The organism is Bradyrhizobium sp., from assembly GCF_030697065.1.
In the GTDB taxonomy this organism is placed as follows: Bacteria; Pseudomonadota; Alphaproteobacteria; order Rhizobiales; family Xanthobacteraceae; genus Bradyrhizobium.
On the sequence record NZ_JAUYQU010000285.1, the window covers coordinates 1 to 14,360 of the forward strand.

Consider the following 14,360-nt stretch of genomic DNA (forward strand, 5'->3'; position numbering starts at 1 on the left):
GTCGTCCCTGCGAACGCAGGGACCCATACTCCCGGTCGTCCGAGACAATGAAGCAGTGAGTCAACAAGTCCTCTCACACCATCTACAACATCGACGGCGCGGCGTATGGATCCCTGCGTTCGCAGGGACGACGACTTGTTATAATGCGGCGTCGTGCGTCACGTCCTCTCGTGATCTAAATCGGCTTCCCCGCATACGGCATCGACGCGGTCAGGCCGCCGTCGACCGGGATGGCCTGGCCGTTGACGTAGGATGCGTCGTCGCTGGCGAGGAACAGTCCCATCGCCGCCAGTTCATGCGGCTGGCCGGCGCGCTTCAACGGATTGAGCTGGCCGATCTTGCCGTCGGTGCCGCGCTGTTTGGCGTTGTCGAAGATCGGTTTGGTCATGCCGGTTTCGATCAGGCCGGGGCACACCGCGTTGATGCGCACGCCGGTGCCCGACAGCGAATAGGCGGTGGTCTGCACCAGGCTGATGACGCCGGCCTTGCTCGCCGCGTAGGGATGGCCGCTGGCGCCGGACTTCAGACCCGCCACCGATGCCGTCAGCACGATCGCGCCGGACTTCTGCTTGATCATGTGCGGCATCGCATGCTTGACCGCGAGGAACGGCCCGATCAGGTTGATGCGAAGGACTTCCTGCCATTGTTCCACGGTCTGCTCGGGGAGCGGCACCAGCCCGCCGCTGACCCCGGCATTGGCCCAGATCGCGTCGAGCCTGCCGTATTTGGCAACCGCCTTGTCGATGAAGGCCTTGACGTCGCTTTCCGAGCCGGCATCGGCCATGACGGCTTCGACGGTGCCGCCGGCGTCGCCCACCAGCCTGGCGGTCTCTTTCACGCTGTCGCTGCGGTCGACGATGACGAGCCTGGCGCCTTCCTTCGAAAACAGCAGCGAGGCGGCGCGGCCGATGCCGCTGCCGGCGCCGGTGATGATGACGGATTTGCCTTCGAGGCGGCCCATGAGTTTCTCCCTTGCAGCTTTGTGTCGCTATTTACGGCGCTTGCCGCCCAGCGGAATTTCAAACAAGATTTCAAACGTTGAAGTCGCTTGAGGCGATGCGTGCTCTGACGTAGGACACGCAACAGTATTGAAGGGTCCCTGCGATGTCCAATCCAGCCAAGTCATCGGCTTCGCCATCCGCTGCTTCATCCGGCGTCGTCGCGACGCGCTGGTGGTGGGTGCGCCATGCGCCGGTCCGCAGCGACGGCGGCAACATCTACGGCCAGTCGGATATCGCCTGCGATACCGGCGATCGCGTTGTGTTCGAGGCGGTCGCCCGGATATTGCCGCGCACGGCCGTCTGGTACGCCAGCAGCCTGCAGCGGACGCATCAGACCGCGGAAGCGATCTGGGCCACCGGATTTCCGAGGCCCGCATCCATGCCGCGCGAAGCGGCATTTGCCGAACAGAATCTCGGGCAGTGGCAGGGCATGAATCGCGCCGCGTTTCTCGCCAGTCGTCCGGTCGGCAGCCACTGGTTTGCCGGGATCGACGAGGCCGCGCCGGGCGGCGAGAGTTTCATGGATCTCTATCGCCGCACCTGCGGCGCGATCGACCGCATCAATCTGGAACAGGCCGGCAAGGATGTGATCGCGGTCGCCCATGGCGGGACCATCAAGGCCGCCGTCGGCCTTGCGCTCGGCGGGCAACCCGAAAAAGGTCTCGCCTTCGACATCGACAATTGCTCGGTGACACGGCTCGACCATTTTGCCAGCGCGGGCACGAGCGTCTGGCGGCTGCCGATGGTGAACCAGCAGCCGTGGATCGCGGACGCCTCGCACGCGGCGATGCATCAGCCGGCGGGACCGGAAGTGGTCCCCGCGACCAAGCTGGCTTAACCTTGTCATTCCGGGACGGTCCGCAGGACCGGACCCGGAATCTCGAGATTCCGGGTTCGATGCTTCGCATCGCCCCGGAATGACGTTAAGAAAAAGGCCGGCGTCGCCGGATCAATCTGGGAGAGAGATGAATGACCCTGTTCGACATGTCGGGAAAAGTCGCCGTCATCACCGGTTCCACCCGCGGCATCGGCCGCGCCATCGCGGAGCGGATGGCCGAGCACGGCGCCAAGGTGGTGATCTCCTCGCGCAAGCAGGACGTCTGCGATACCGTGGCCAAGGAGGTCAACGACAGGTTCGGCAAGGGCACGGCGGTCGCGATCGCCGCCAACATTTCCAGCAAGGAAAACCTGCAGAACCTGGTCAACGAATCCAACCGCGCGTTCGGCAAGATCGACGTGCTGGTCTGCAACGCCGCCTCCAATCCCTATTACGGGCCGCTCGCCGGCATTTCGGACGAGCAGTTCCGGAAGATCCTGGACAACAACATCGTCGCCAACAACTGGCTGACCAGCATGGTGGTGCCGCAGATGATCGAGCGCAAGGACGGCTCCGTCATCATCGTGTCCTCGATCGGCGGCATCAAGGGCTCGACCATCCTCGGCGCCTACGCGATCTCGAAAGCGGCCGACATGCAGCTCGCGCGCAACCTCGCCTGCGAATACGGCCCGCACAATGTTCGCGTCAATTGCATCGCGCCCGGCCTGATCAAGACCGATTTCGCCAAGGCGCTATGGGACAATCCGGAGAACCTGAAGGCATCGACGGCGCGCTCGCCGCTGCTGCGCATCGGCACCCCCGACGAGATCGCGGGTGCCGCGGTGTTCCTGGGATCGGCGGCCGGCAATTTCATGACCGGCCAGACCATGGTGATCGACGGCGGCGCGACGATCAGTTGACGCCATCGGCGGAACGGTGCGCGCACACTCGCCGTCATCACCCGCCTTTTCAGGCGGGTGATCCAGTAAACGCAACCGCCTGAACTCCGATCGATGTCACGGCGTACTGGATGCCCGCCTTCGCGGGGCGTGACGACCGGGCGTAGCGAAGCGTCGTCGCGAGTCAATCCAGCGCGGCGTACACGCCGTTGCGCAGCAGGTTGCGGATATATTCGCGCTGGCCGGGACCCTGCATCATGAACACGACGAACATGTCCTCGGCCGGATCGATGAAGAAGAACGTTCCGGCCATGCCGCTCCAGAAGAACTGACCGGTCGAGCCCGGGAACGGCGCCATGCCCTGCTGCGTGCGCACGGCGAAGCCGAGTCCGAAACCGTGACCGGCCGGCATCAGCGGCGAGTCGACCTTGACGCCGGCGCCGAGATGATCCGACGCCATCAACTCCAGCGTCTTGCGGCCGATGATCCGGACGCCGTCGAGCGTGCCGCCGCCGAGCAGCATCTGGCTGAACCGCGCATAGTCCATGGTGGTCGACAGCAGGCCGCCGCCGCCGGATTCCATCACCGGCTTCTCCAGCATGTTGAAGAACTGCACCTTGTCGCCGGTCCAGGGGTCGTTCGCAAACGGCTCGGCGAGCCGGCCGGCGTTTTCCTCGCCGGTGTGAAACGCGGTCTCGGCCATCTGCAACGGCGCCAGGATGCGCTCGGTCAGGAAGGCGCCGAGGCTCTTGCCGGAGACGACCTCAATGACGCGGCCGAGAATGTCGGTGGAGCGGCTGTAGTTCCACTCCGCGCCGGGCTGGCACATCAGCGGCATGCTCGCGACCAATGTGGCGTGCTCGGCGTTGCTGATCTTGCGGCTGCGCAGCCGCGACTGCTGATACATCTGCTGCACCAGGCCGTTGCCGGTGTGATCGTAGGTGATGCCCGAGGTGTGGCGCAGCAGGTCCTGGATCGTCATGGGCCGCTTCAGCGGGACGAGGTCGAGCTTGCCGTTGTTCTCGATTCCGACCTTCTGGTCGGCGAATTCGGGGATGAATTTCGCCACGGGATCGCCGAGCAGGAAATGGCCGTCCTCGACCAGCATCATGATGCCGACCGAGACGATCGGCTTGGTCATCGAGAAGATCCGGAAGATCGAGTCGTGCGCCATCGGCGCGCTTGCCGCCGGGCTCTGTCTGCCGAGCGCCTCGAACCAGCCGATCTGGCCGCGCCGCGCCACCAGCACGGTCGCGCCGGGCAGGGTGCCCTTGTCGATTTCGCGCCTGAACGCGTCCGACATCCGCTGCAGCCGCACCGGGGAGAGTCCCAGCGATTCCGGTCTGGCTTGGGGGAGCGAAGGGGTCTGGGGGATGGCGGTGGCTTTTGCGGCGGTTTGCGCGGTCATGGTCTCTCCCGTTGTTGCTCTTGATTGGTCTGGCGCAAGTCTGGCGCAGAACGCCCGCGTTGAACAGTCGGGTCCGCCGCTTCGCCCTTGCAATCGGGGCGTTTCCTATGCTTGAAACGGCTCGAACCGGCGGTGACGCAAGGTTCCGTAGGGGTGTAGCTCAGTTGGTAGAGTACCGGTCTCCAAAACCGGTTGTCGCAGGTTCGAGCCCTGCCGCCCCTGCCAACCAAATCAGGTACTTAGGCTCCGGAACTGTGGGCCGGATTGATGTGGCAGTTTCGTTCGCCATGGGTTGCGGGATGAAACGCCCATGACGACATCGTCCGCCGTATTGAGCCGGATTGTCCGGTTGGCATCGCGCCGGCAACTCAGGTTTGCCTTGGTCGCCGCGCTCGTCCTGACCCTCACGGCGATCATAACCAATGCCGGGATTCGGGCGTCGTTGCAGTTCGGCCGGCTTTCGATACCCCCGACGTACGATGATGTGGTGTATTTCGTCTCCGCCGCCAAATGGCTGTCCGCGGCGACCGATCGATCGCTTACCGCGAGCCTTCTCGCGATACTGGGCGACCACGCCCCTTTTTCGATGCTCACTGCGGCCGCGGGGTTTCTGGCAACACCGGGCAGCTACGTCGGCCATTATGCCGTTAATGCCGTTTTCGTCGCCGGCTTCCTGTCGGGTATCGCCGCCCTGGTGTGGCGCAGCCGCCTTGTCGACATTGCTATCTGCGTCACGGGAACGGCGTGCTTCCCGCTGCTGGTCCAGGCCATCAACGAAGCACGTCCCGACCTGCCGTGGGGGCTGGCGAGCGGGCTCGCGATCGGCGCCCTGATACGAAAGCCGGTGCTTGAACGCCCGCTTCTCGCGGTTGCGGCCTTGGGATTTTCGTGCGGCCTCGCGGCGCTCATCAAGCCGTCGGCACTGCCGGTTTCACTGGCCTGCTTCGCGGTTGTTTTTGTCCTTTCCACGGTGTCCGGCAGGTTAACCGCCGCCAATGCGCCGACTATCCGCGGTGCAGCATTGCGCTTTGCAATATTCGGCCTCTGCGTCGCCGTGACCCTTGGTCCGTATCTGAGCGTCAGTTTCGGTCAGATCGCAGGCTACATCTGGCGAACGCTGGTCGAGAACAGGGCGCTGTGGGCGCTCGATGCCAGCCTGTACGGCCATGCGAGCTATTATTCCTTCGGCGCGGCCGGGCATCTCGCGCTCAATGGCGGCCTGTTGCTGGGCCTTGGCCTGTTCGCGGTTCGCCTTGCATGGGGTGCCCTTTCCAGAAGTAACGATGTGGGTCGGGCCCTCGCGCTTCTTTCGGCCGTCGCCGTCACCTATGCGATTCCCTCGGTGTCCACCGTCAAGTCATATTTCCTCGGTGCGATGTTCTACGGCACGTTCATCGTCGCATCCGCGCTCAATTTTGCAGCCATCCTTGCCCTGCTGCGGGGGGCGGACGGAAGCGCAGCCCGGGCATGGATCCCCGGCGCCGTTCGCGCGGTCATCCTGGTAATGCTGGCTGGTGTTTTCCTGCGTGCGACGCTCTTGAAGGAGGCCTCGCTCGCCACCACTTTCGACGAAAGCACGCGTCGGCAGATCAGCACATCGACGGAGGCAGTGTGGTCAGTCGTGCGGAGGCTGGCGCTCGATTACGGCAACCAGCCCGGACGGCAATTCGTTGTTGCGTTTTCGAGCCCGTTCCCGACAAACCCGGCTTCGATCGAGCTTTATGCGCAACAGGCGCGCATCTCGGTGGTGGTGCGCGTGGAGTTTTTTCATCGGAGCCTGGCCGATGTGTTGAGCGGTCTTACCCGCGCCGATGTCGCGGTTGTCGCGAGTTCGATACAACACCATTTGCCTGTCCCGAGGATGGGCGATGATATCGTTCGGGCCTTGGATGAGCGGTCTGACTTGTGCGTCATACAAGCGATACCGGTATCCGACAGTCTGGTGCTGCGGATCTATCGAAAATCCGACCAGGGCTGCTCATTGCCGCTGGCTCGCTGACTTGTGAGGGTCGGTTTGGTGGCTAGAAATGCCGCGCGGCTCCTCGCCGGTTGGTCGGTGCACGCCGGCATGAACCGGTTTTTCAACCCGCTTCGACCATGACCTGTAGTAAGCGACCGCCGTCATGATCGCGAGGCCGCCGCTGCCGACGAGGAATTGCGTGAATATCCCGTCGGACGTGGTTTGCAGGATGAAGGTTGCGAGGAACGAGAGGTAGATTCCGGCGCAGAACACCTCGAGGGATTGCTGGCCGCATTTGACCAGCGGCCGCCAGATGGCGGCCTGCAATCCCGGCGCATCGATCGGGATCAACCGCACCACCACGATGATCACGATCGCCAGATGCAGGAAGCGGTAGGGCGCCAGATTGGTCTTGTCGTTCGGCGTGAAGGCCTCGAACAGGCCGCGCGGGAAGATGGCCTGCGGATCGGGCAGGTGCCCCGCCAGTGTCATGGCAGCCGCAAGCAGGAGGTAGATCACGCCGCAGAACAGAACGATCCGGGAGCGGACCAGGAAGTGCAGCGTCTCGGCGCCGCCCAACGCCAGCCATCCGCCAAGCACGAACAGAAGTTGCCACGTGAACGGGTTGAAATACCACACACCGCCCGGATACGAAGGCAGGTTCCAGCCGTATTGCCGGGCCGTGAAATAGAGCAGCAAGGACCCCAGCATGACCCAGTTGCGTCGCCGGAGCATCAGCCAGAGAACCGGCGGAAAGACGCCCATCAGGACGACGTAAAGCGGCAGCACGTCCAGATTCAGCGGCTTGTATGTCAGCAGCAGGCCCTGCGTCAGCGTGTCGACCGGAGCGACGAGCAGGGGAGCCACATTGAACCCATCGATGAAGTCGGTGGCGTTGAAGCGGTTTGACAGGAAAAGGATGGAGGTCAGGTAGAATACGAACAGCAGAATGTGGGCGACGTAGATCTGCCAGACCCGCCTGATCACCCTGGTCGCCCCGAACACAAAGCCGCGATCCAGCATCTTTCTGGTAAACACGAGAGCCGACGTATAGCCGGAAATGAAAACGAACAGGTCGGCGCCATCGCTGAAGCCGTAGTTCCGGAACGAAAACCAGACCAGAACGGGGCTGGATACATGTCCCAGGAACATCGTCCAGTTGGCGAGGCCGCGAAACAGATCGAGGCGCAGATCCCGCTTCGAGGGTGGAAGTGCAAGCTCGACAGTCATTAATGCTCAACTCACAAGCGGGGCTCCGGGGTGACGAGGCTGCAGCCTCCGGTTGGCGGCGGCAAGGGCGGACCGATGCTAAGGGTGGCGCGAGTGGCGCTGTTGAGCCAGGTCAAGGGCAGCGCGGGTGCAGGTTTTCAGTCCGGGCGGCGCAGCTCGGACGTGGCCGTGCGGGTTCCCGGGGACGCCTTGACCTTTCGGGCGGCCCGCAGTACATAACCGCACCTGCTGCCGGCCCGTTTTGACGGATATCCGGCGCGGCTTTGAAATCCCCGAAAATCGAGCCCGCTGGCCGGCTCATCCTTCAAGAGAGGGCTGGGCGCCAGAGGGCTGTTCGGATTCCTTAAAACCTAGATCGTCCCAGCGGACGCGGATGACACAAACGATGGCTTTCAGCCCGTTCAAGTTCCTGCAGGAAGTGCGCTCGGAGACCACCAAGGTCACCTGGCCGACCCGCCGCGAGGTGACGATCACCACCATCATGGTGTTCGTGATGGTCGCGGTGGCCTCGATCTTCTTTTTCGCCGCGGATCTGGTCATCCGCTATCTCGTCACCTTTTTGCTCGGTATCCGCTGATGGCAAGCGCCGGAATTCAGACGACGGACAAGCGCTGGTATATCGTTCACGCCTATTCGAACTTCGAAAAGAAGGTCGCGGAGTCGATTCGCGAGCAGTCGAAGCAGCGCGGGCTCGATGAATTGTTCGAGCAGGTGCTGGTTCCGACCGAAAAGGTCACCGAAGTGCGCCGCGGCCGCAAGATCGACGCCGAGCGCAAGTTCTTCCCGGGCTACGTGCTGGTGAAGATGAAACTCACCGACGAAGCCTTCCATCTGATCAAGAATACTCCGAAGGTGACCGGCTTCCTCGGCGCCGAAAACAAGCCGATGCCGATCTCGGAAGCCGAAGCCATGCGGATCCTGCACCAGGTGCAGGAAGGCGTCGAGCGCCCGAAGGCGTCGGTCTCGTTCGAGATCGGCGAGAATGTGCGCGTGGCCGACGGCCCGTTCGCGTCGTTCTCCGGTGTTGTCGAGGAAATCGACGAGGCACGCTCGCGCGTCAAGGTGGCGGTGTCGATCTTCGGCCGCGCCACGCCGGTCGAACTGGAATTCGGTCAGGTCGAGAAGGTCTGATCGTACCGTCATTGCCGGGATTGACCCGGCAATCCATCTGTTTCGCAAGACTTGTTGCGAAGAAGATGGTTGCCCGGATCAAGTCCGGGCATGACGAAGAGAGCAAGCGGCGACGCTTGAAAGAAGCCGTGGGAGGAGAGGGATGATCGCCAGTCATCCGTCGAACCGCACCACGGTCCTGTGAAGCTTCCGGGTTGTCCGGAAACAACATGAGGAGTGATAAATGGCAAAGAAAGTGACCGGATACCTGAAATTGCAGGTGCCGGCCGGCGCGGCGAATCCTTCGCCCCCGATCGGACCCGCGCTCGGTCAGCGCGGCCTCAACATCATGGAATTCTGCAAGGCGTTCAACGCGCAGACGCAGAAGGAAGAAAAGAACACCCCGATTCCGGTGGTGATCACGATCTATGCCGATCGTTCGTTCACCTTCGAAATGAAGACCCCGCCGATGTCCTTCTTCCTCAAGCAGGCCGCCAAAATCCAGTCCGGGTCGAAAGCCCCGGGCCGCGACAAGGCCGGCGAGGTGACCAAAGCGCAGGTGCGCGAGATCGCCGAGAAGAAGATGAAGGATCTCAATTGTGACTCCATCGAATCGGCCATGAAGATGGTCGAGGGCTCCGCCCGTTCGATGGGTCTTCAGGTCGCGGGGTAACGGGTCATGGCAATCGGAAAACGCTTGAAGAAGGCCCGCGAGGGCGTTGATCGCGAGAAGCTTTATCCGCTCGCGGACGCCATCAAGATGGTCAAGGAACGCGCCACGTCGAAGTTCGACGAGACGGTCGAGATCGCGATCAATCTCGGCGTCGATCCGCGTCACGCCGACCAGATGGTGCGTGGCGTGGTGACCCTGCCGAACGGCACCGGCCGCACCTTGCGCGTCGGCGTGTTTGCGCGCGGCGCCAAGGCCGACGAAGCCAAGGCCGCCGGGGCCGACGTCGTCGGCGCCGAGGACCTGGTCGAAAAGGTGCAGGGCGGTCAAATCGATTTCGACCGCTGTATCGCCACCCCCGACATGATGCCGCTGGTCGGCCGGCTCGGTAAGGTGCTGGGACCGCGCGGCATGATGCCGAACCCGAAGATCGGCACCGTCACGATGGACATCGCCAACGCCGTCAAGGGCGCCAAGGGCGGTTCGGTCGAGTTCCGGGTCGAGAAGGCCGGCATCGTGCAGGCCGGTATCGGCAAGGCATCGTTCGATGCGGACAAGCTGGTGGAGAACGTCAAGGCGCTGGCGGATGCCGTGGCCAAGGCGAAGCCTGCCGGTGCCAAGGGTACCTACATTCAGCGCGTCGCGGTTTCCTCCTCCATGGGACCGGGCGTGAAGGTGGAGCCGGGCACGCTGCTCGGCTGAGCCCATCGTGCGACGACAATCGTTTCAAGGGCGGGACGGGGAAACCCGTTCCGCCCTTTGTCTTTGACTACAGGAATTCAGCCGATGTCCAACAAAGTCCTGGTCTATTCCCGTTTCCCCAAGGCCATGCTGGTGCCCATCGGGGAGCGCTTCGAGCTGCTGGACGCCGCCGGCAAGCCACTGAGCGAGGTGTTCACGGCCGACCAGCTTTCCGAAGTCACGGCGATGGTTACGGCGGGCGGCACGCCGCTGGCGGCTGCCGCGATGGACCTGATGCCGAAACTCGGCGTCATCGTCTGCTACGGCACCGGCTATGACGGCGTCGATCTGGCAGCTGCTGCGCAGCGCAACATCGCGGTTGCCAACAGTCCCGGCGCGAATGCTTCATCGGTCGCCGATATCGCGGTCATCCTGATGCTGGCGGCGACCCGGCGGCTGCTGCCGGCGGATGATTATGTCCGAAGCGGCGGCTGGTCGTCGGCACGACCGTCGCCGATGATGCGGCCGCAGGCCGGCATGCGCGGCCGCCGCATCGGCGTCTACGGCATGGGCGAGATCGGCCGCAAGATCGCGGCCCGGGTTGCGGCATTCGAGACCGAGGTCGGCTATTTCAGCCGCAGCCGGCATGACGTGCCTTATCAATACCTGCCGAGCCTCGAGGCGCTGGCGGACTGGTGCAGCGTACTGATGATCGCGGTTCGCGCCGGCGCCGACACCCACCACATCGTCGATGCCGGAATCCTGAAACGGCTCGGCGCGGAGGGCTATGTCGTCAATATCTCCCGGGGCTCGGTGATCGACCAGCCGGCTTTGGTCGCGGCGCTCGCCGGCAACATCATCGCCGGCGCCGGTCTGGACGTGTTCGAGCAGGAGCCGCACGCGCCGGATGCGCTGACCGCGCTTCCGAATGTGGTGCTGACCCCGCATATCGGCGGCCACACCCTGGAATCGCATACGGCGATGCAGGACTGCGTGATCGCCAATCTCGATGCGTTTTTTGCTGGAAACCCGCTGCCTTATTTGGTGCGCTAAAGGCAACGGCTCGCCGCAATTGTTGCCGCAGACGCCCGACGCCGGCATGGAAGGCCGCGCGCGGCACGTGGCACCCCGTTCTTGGGATCTCGTTAGGCCGTTTCGGTGCATGGGGTTGTTTTCGCGATTTTGGCCTGGGACAGGCGCAGCGTCAGGCGAATTGCGAAAAAGCCCTTGGCAAGGCCAAAAAGAGTCGTTAAAGGATCGTTTCCGGGCGTGCTGGCCGTTGCTGGCACGTCTGTGCTCGCATTCCGAAAACCCGATACGCCAGGAGATCATTCCTTTCAGGACATCCGCATGGATTGCTCGAAAGGAAGGAAAACCCGTCGTTTGGGAGGGATGAGGGCAGGGGTCTTTCGGCTCGCCTGAAGATCCCGATCCTGTCCAAGACTGCAGGCGCCCGCGTTGAGACGCAAGTCTCTTCAACGGCTTAATCCATCGGCCTGCATAGACGGGTGAAGACCGGATTACGCTTCACGTCGCGTTTCGCGCGATGATCGGCGGATATGGTTCGAACCTCGACACCCCGTGCCCATCAGGCGCGGGAGGGCAGGCTTTTCAAATGTCGTCGTGCCCGGCGTGTCCTGAGGCCTGAAATGGTCTCGAGGTCAGTTTTGGGCGGGACGATGGGTGCAACCCGGCGGTCCTGCCTCTAGGCGCAGACCGCCAACCGGAGAGAGCTTGCTGTGGAAAGAGCGGCAAAAAAGGACGCGGTTGAAGCGCTGAACGGTCTGTTCAAGACCACCAGCGTTGCAGTCGTCGCCCACTATTCCGGCCTCACCGTGGCCCAGATGCAGAAGCTGCGTACGCAGATGAAGCTGGCGGGCGCCTCGGTGAAGGTCTCGAAGAACCGTCTCGCCAAAATTGCTCTTGAAGGCACAGACGTCGTTGCCATCGGTTCCCTGCTGAAGGGGCCGACCGTGATCGCGACTTCCAACGATCCGGTAGCGGCGCCGAAGGTTGCCATCGAATTTGCCAAGGCGAACGAACAGTTCGTCATTCTCGGCGGATCGATGGGTAAAACCGTCCTGGATGTGAATGGCGTCAAGGCGCTCGCCGCCCTGCCGTCGCTCGATGAACTGCGCGCGAAGATCCTCGGCCTCCTTGTGGCGCCGGCGACCAAGATCGCTCAGCTCACCACTGCGCCCGCGGCCAAGCTCGCGCGCGTCGTCCAGGCCTATGCCTCTAAGAGCGAAGCGGCCTGACGCCCTTCGCAAACATCAAACCTGGTTCGAACCGAATTCGCTTAAGGAAACAGATCAATGGCCGACCTACAGAAGATTGTTGACGACCTCTCGAGCCTCACCGTGCTCGAAGCTGCCGAGCTCGCAAAGCTCCTTGAAGAAAAGTGGGGCGTGTCCGCCGCTGCCGCCGTTGCGGTGGCCGGTCCGGCCGCTGCCGCCGCTGCTCCTGCGGAAGAGAAGACCGAGTTCACGGTCATGCTCACCGCCGCCGGCGAGAAGAAGATCGAAGTCATCAAGGAAGTCCGCGCCATCACCGGCCTCGGCCTCAAGGAAGCCAAGGACCTCGTCGAAGGCGCTCCCAAGGCCGTCAAGGAAGGCGTCAACAAGGACGAAGCCGACAAGATCAAGGCCCAGCTCGAGAAGGCCGGCGCCAAGGTTGAGCTCAAGTAACGCGGTTATGCGAGCGAGATCCCCCGGCGAGCATCGGCAGACCAGGGGATCCCAAACGTGGGTCGGAACCATCCGTTCCGCGTTGTACACAGGAATGTGTGGGGATTCGGAGGTTTAACCCTCGAATCTCCACGATTGTCATCCCATATCGGGACGGCAGCACGAAAGCACGGTTGGCGGCGGGAACGGTGACGCTTCTGCGCAGACCGTTGGGAGACAGGCAATTTCGGGCTTTTTCGGTCCGTAACTAGGCAGGTTGAGACGGGCGGGTGCGGAAGCGCCCCGCGCGTCGTTTTGCGTTTTGAACGTGTACGGCTCCGATTTGGGATTTAAATCCTGAAATGAAGCTTCAGGCTTTCAAAATGTTTCGGAAATTCAACCCGGGGGCGATGGCAGTCGCGCTTCGGAAGGTTCGCCCCTCACGGGCGACGAAATGAGAGGCCACGATGGCGCAGCAGACATTCACGGGTCGCAAACGGGTTCGCAAGTTCTTCGGACACATCAAGGAAGTCGCGGAGATGCCGAACCTCATCGAGGTTCAAAAGGCGTCCTATGACCAGTTCCTGATGGTTGATGAACCCGTCGGCGGCCGGCTCGACGAAGGCCTGCAGGCGGTGTTCCGGTCGGTGTTTCCGATCTCGGATTTCTCCGGCACCTCGATGCTGGAATTCGTCCGCTACGAGTTCGAGCCGCCGAAATACGACGTCGACGAGTGCCGTCAGCGCGGCATGACATACGCCGCGCCGCTGAAGGTGACGCTGCGCCTGATCGTGTTCGATATCGACGAGGAAACCGGCGCCAAGTCCGTCAAGGACATCAAGGAGCAGGACGTCTACATGGGCGATATCCCGCTCATGACCATGAACGGCACCTTCGTCGTCAACGGCACCGAGCGCGTCATCGTCTCGCAGATGCACCGTTCGCCCGGCGTGTTCTTCGATCACGACAAGGGCAAGACCCATTCGTCCGGCAAGCTGCTGTTCGCCGCGCGCGTCATTCCCTATCGCGGCTCCTGGCTCGATATCGAATTCGACGCCAAGGACATCGTGTTCGCGCGTATCGACCGCCGCCGCAAGATTCCCGTGACCTCGCTGATGTTCGCCCTCGGTCTCGACGGCGAAGCCATCCTGAGCACGTTCTACAAGAAGATCAGCTACAAGCGCGCCAAGGAAGGCTGGCGCGTGCCGTTCGACGCCACCCGTTTCCGCGGCTACAGCACCATCAACGACCTGATCGACGCCGATAGCGGCAAGGTCGTGCTCGAAGCCGGCAAGAAGCTGACGGTGCGCGCCGCGCGCCAGCTGCAGGAAAAGGGACTCAAGGCGCTGCGCCTGTCCGATGAGGAATTGGTCGGCAACTATCTCGCCGAGGACCTCGTCAACCCGAAAACCGGCGAAATCTACGCCGAGGCCGGCGAGGAAATCACCGAGAAGTCGCTGAAGGCGCTCAACGAGCAGGGCTACAAGGAACTGCCGCTGCTCGACATCGACCATGTCAATGTCGGCGCCTACATCCGCAACACCTTGAACGCCGACAAGAACATGACGCGCGAAGACGCGCTGTTCGACATCTATCGCGTGATGCGTCCCCGCGAGCCGCCGACCATCGACTCCGCGCAGTCCATGTTCCAGTCGCTGTTCTTCGACAGCGAGCGCTACGACCTGTCCGCGGTCGGTCGCGTCAAGATGAACATGCGCCTCGAGCTTGATGCGCCCGACACCCACCGCACGCTGCGCAAGGAAGACATTCTCGCCGTCATCAAGACGCTGGTCGACCTGCGCGACGGCAAGGGCGAGATCGACGACATCGACCATCTCGGCAACCGGCGTGTGCGCTCGGTCGGCGAACTGATGGAGAACCAGTACCGCATCGGCCTGCTGCGCATGGAGCGCGCCAT

At 62.8% G+C, this 14,360-nt stretch carries 13 protein-coding genes, 1 tRNA gene and 1 pseudogene; 12 read left to right on the forward strand and 3 right to left on the reverse strand.

All coding sequences use genetic code 11. The features are described 5' to 3' along the window. Positions 1-175: 175 nt before the first annotated feature. Positions 176-961 (reverse strand): SDR family NAD(P)-dependent oxidoreductase, encoded by a 786-nt coding sequence (locus tag Q8R73_RS22285; RefSeq protein ID WP_305721710.1) that lies wholly within the window; start codon positions 959-961, stop codon positions 176-178. Between the two features lie 143 nt (positions 962-1,104). Between Q8R73_RS22285 and Q8R73_RS22290 the strand changes: the two genes are divergently transcribed. Together Q8R73_RS22290 and Q8R73_RS22295 are read left to right on the forward strand one after the other, a co-directional pair. Further along, on the forward strand, positions 1,105-1,839 hold the full coding sequence (locus Q8R73_RS22290; protein ID WP_305721711.1) for a histidine phosphatase family protein: 735 nt from the start codon (positions 1,105-1,107) through the stop codon (positions 1,837-1,839). Positions 1,840-1,970: 131 nt separating this feature from the next. Beyond that, positions 1,971-2,738: an SDR family NAD(P)-dependent oxidoreductase gene (locus tag Q8R73_RS22295; protein WP_305721712.1), complete on the forward strand. Its 768-nt coding sequence runs from the start codon at positions 1,971-1,973 to the stop codon at positions 2,736-2,738. A 163-nt stretch (positions 2,739-2,901) separates the two neighbouring features. Here Q8R73_RS22295 and Q8R73_RS22300 read toward each other — a convergent pair whose 3' ends face one another. Continuing rightward, entirely contained in the window at positions 2,902-4,125 is a 1,224-nt protein-coding gene (locus Q8R73_RS22300; protein ID WP_305721713.1) for a serine hydrolase, read from the reverse strand. A 149-nt stretch (positions 4,126-4,274) separates the two neighbouring features. On the opposite strand from Q8R73_RS22300, the gene Q8R73_RS22305 reads away from it, so the two are divergent. Together Q8R73_RS22305 and Q8R73_RS22310 are read left to right on the forward strand one after the other, a co-directional pair. Beyond that, positions 4,275-4,350, forward strand: a tRNA-Trp gene (locus Q8R73_RS22305). A gap of 85 nt (positions 4,351-4,435) precedes the next feature. Then, positions 4,436-6,124: a hypothetical protein gene (locus Q8R73_RS22310; RefSeq protein WP_305721714.1), complete on the forward strand. Its 1,689-nt coding sequence runs from the start codon at positions 4,436-4,438 to the stop codon at positions 6,122-6,124. On the opposite strand, the gene Q8R73_RS22315 is transcribed toward Q8R73_RS22310, so the two are convergent. After that, positions 6,104-7,315, reverse strand: a complete 1,212-nt coding sequence (locus Q8R73_RS22315; protein ID WP_305721715.1) for an OpgC domain-containing protein — start codon at positions 7,313-7,315, stop codon at positions 6,104-6,106. The two genes, Q8R73_RS22310 and Q8R73_RS22315, sit on opposite strands and share 21 nt — an antisense overlap. 385 nt (positions 7,316-7,700) lie before the next feature. Between Q8R73_RS22315 and secE the strand changes: the two genes are divergently transcribed. From secE to Q8R73_RS22355, 8 genes and pseudogenes are all read left to right on the forward strand, one after another. Beyond that, complete coding sequence (secE, locus tag Q8R73_RS22320; protein ID WP_305721716.1) at positions 7,701-7,892, forward strand: preprotein translocase subunit SecE; 192 nt, start codon at positions 7,701-7,703, stop codon at positions 7,890-7,892. After that, positions 7,892-8,446, forward strand: coding sequence for a transcription termination/antitermination protein NusG (nusG, locus tag Q8R73_RS22325; protein WP_305721717.1), 555 nt, complete (start codon positions 7,892-7,894; stop codon positions 8,444-8,446). The genes secE and nusG overlap by 1 nt, the downstream gene beginning before the upstream one ends. Positions 8,447-8,669: 223 nt before the next feature. Beyond that, complete coding sequence (gene rplK, locus Q8R73_RS22330; RefSeq protein ID WP_305721718.1) at positions 8,670-9,098, forward strand: 50S ribosomal protein L11; 429 nt, start codon at positions 8,670-8,672, stop codon at positions 9,096-9,098. A gap of 6 nt (positions 9,099-9,104) precedes the next feature. Beyond that, positions 9,105-9,797: a 50S ribosomal protein L1 gene (gene rplA / locus Q8R73_RS22335; RefSeq protein ID WP_305721719.1), complete on the forward strand. Its 693-nt coding sequence runs from the start codon at positions 9,105-9,107 to the stop codon at positions 9,795-9,797. An 84-nt stretch (positions 9,798-9,881) separates the two neighbouring features. Then, positions 9,882-10,829, forward strand: a complete 948-nt coding sequence (locus Q8R73_RS22340; protein WP_305721720.1) for a 2-hydroxyacid dehydrogenase — start codon at positions 9,882-9,884, stop codon at positions 10,827-10,829. A 686-nt stretch (positions 10,830-11,515) separates the two neighbouring features. Further along, complete coding sequence (gene rplJ / locus Q8R73_RS22345) at positions 11,516-12,034, forward strand: 50S ribosomal protein L10 (RefSeq protein ID WP_305721721.1); 519 nt, start codon at positions 11,516-11,518, stop codon at positions 12,032-12,034. 57 nt (positions 12,035-12,091) lie between these two features. Then, a complete protein-coding gene (gene rplL / locus Q8R73_RS22350; protein WP_291860694.1) occupies positions 12,092-12,463 on the forward strand; it encodes a 50S ribosomal protein L7/L12 in 372 nt (123 codons plus the stop codon). 446 nt (positions 12,464-12,909) lie between these two features. After that, positions 12,910-14,360, forward strand: a pseudogene (locus Q8R73_RS22355) (DNA-directed RNA polymerase subunit beta); the annotation flags it as partial.

Bases quoted from the DNA above. Each gene is read 5' to 3' on its own strand.
- Q8R73_RS22285 (WP_305721710.1), bottom strand. From the start codon at position 961: ATGGGCCGCCTCGAAGGCAAATCCGTCATCATCACCGGCGCCGGCAGC.
- Q8R73_RS22290 (WP_305721711.1), top strand. From the start codon at position 1,105: ATGTCCAATCCAGCCAAGTCATCGGCTTCGCCATCCGCTGCTTCATCC.
- Q8R73_RS22295 (WP_305721712.1), top strand. From the start codon at position 1,971: ATGACCCTGTTCGACATGTCGGGAAAAGTCGCCGTCATCACCGGTTCC.
- Q8R73_RS22300 (WP_305721713.1), bottom strand. From the start codon at position 4,125: ATGACCGCGCAAACCGCCGCAAAAGCCACCGCCATCCCCCAGACCCCT.
- Q8R73_RS22310 (WP_305721714.1), top strand. From the start codon at position 4,436: ATGACGACATCGTCCGCCGTATTGAGCCGGATTGTCCGGTTGGCATCG.
- Q8R73_RS22315 (WP_305721715.1), bottom strand. From the start codon at position 7,315: ATGACTGTCGAGCTTGCACTTCCACCCTCGAAGCGGGATCTGCGCCTC.
- secE (WP_305721716.1), top strand. From the start codon at position 7,701: ATGGCTTTCAGCCCGTTCAAGTTCCTGCAGGAAGTGCGCTCGGAGACC.
- nusG (WP_305721717.1), top strand. From the start codon at position 7,892: ATGGCAAGCGCCGGAATTCAGACGACGGACAAGCGCTGGTATATCGTT.
- rplK (WP_305721718.1), top strand. From the start codon at position 8,670: ATGGCAAAGAAAGTGACCGGATACCTGAAATTGCAGGTGCCGGCCGGC.
- rplA (WP_305721719.1), top strand. From the start codon at position 9,105: ATGGCAATCGGAAAACGCTTGAAGAAGGCCCGCGAGGGCGTTGATCGC.
- Q8R73_RS22340 (WP_305721720.1), top strand. From the start codon at position 9,882: ATGTCCAACAAAGTCCTGGTCTATTCCCGTTTCCCCAAGGCCATGCTG.
- rplL (WP_291860694.1), top strand. From the start codon at position 12,092: ATGGCCGACCTACAGAAGATTGTTGACGACCTCTCGAGCCTCACCGTG.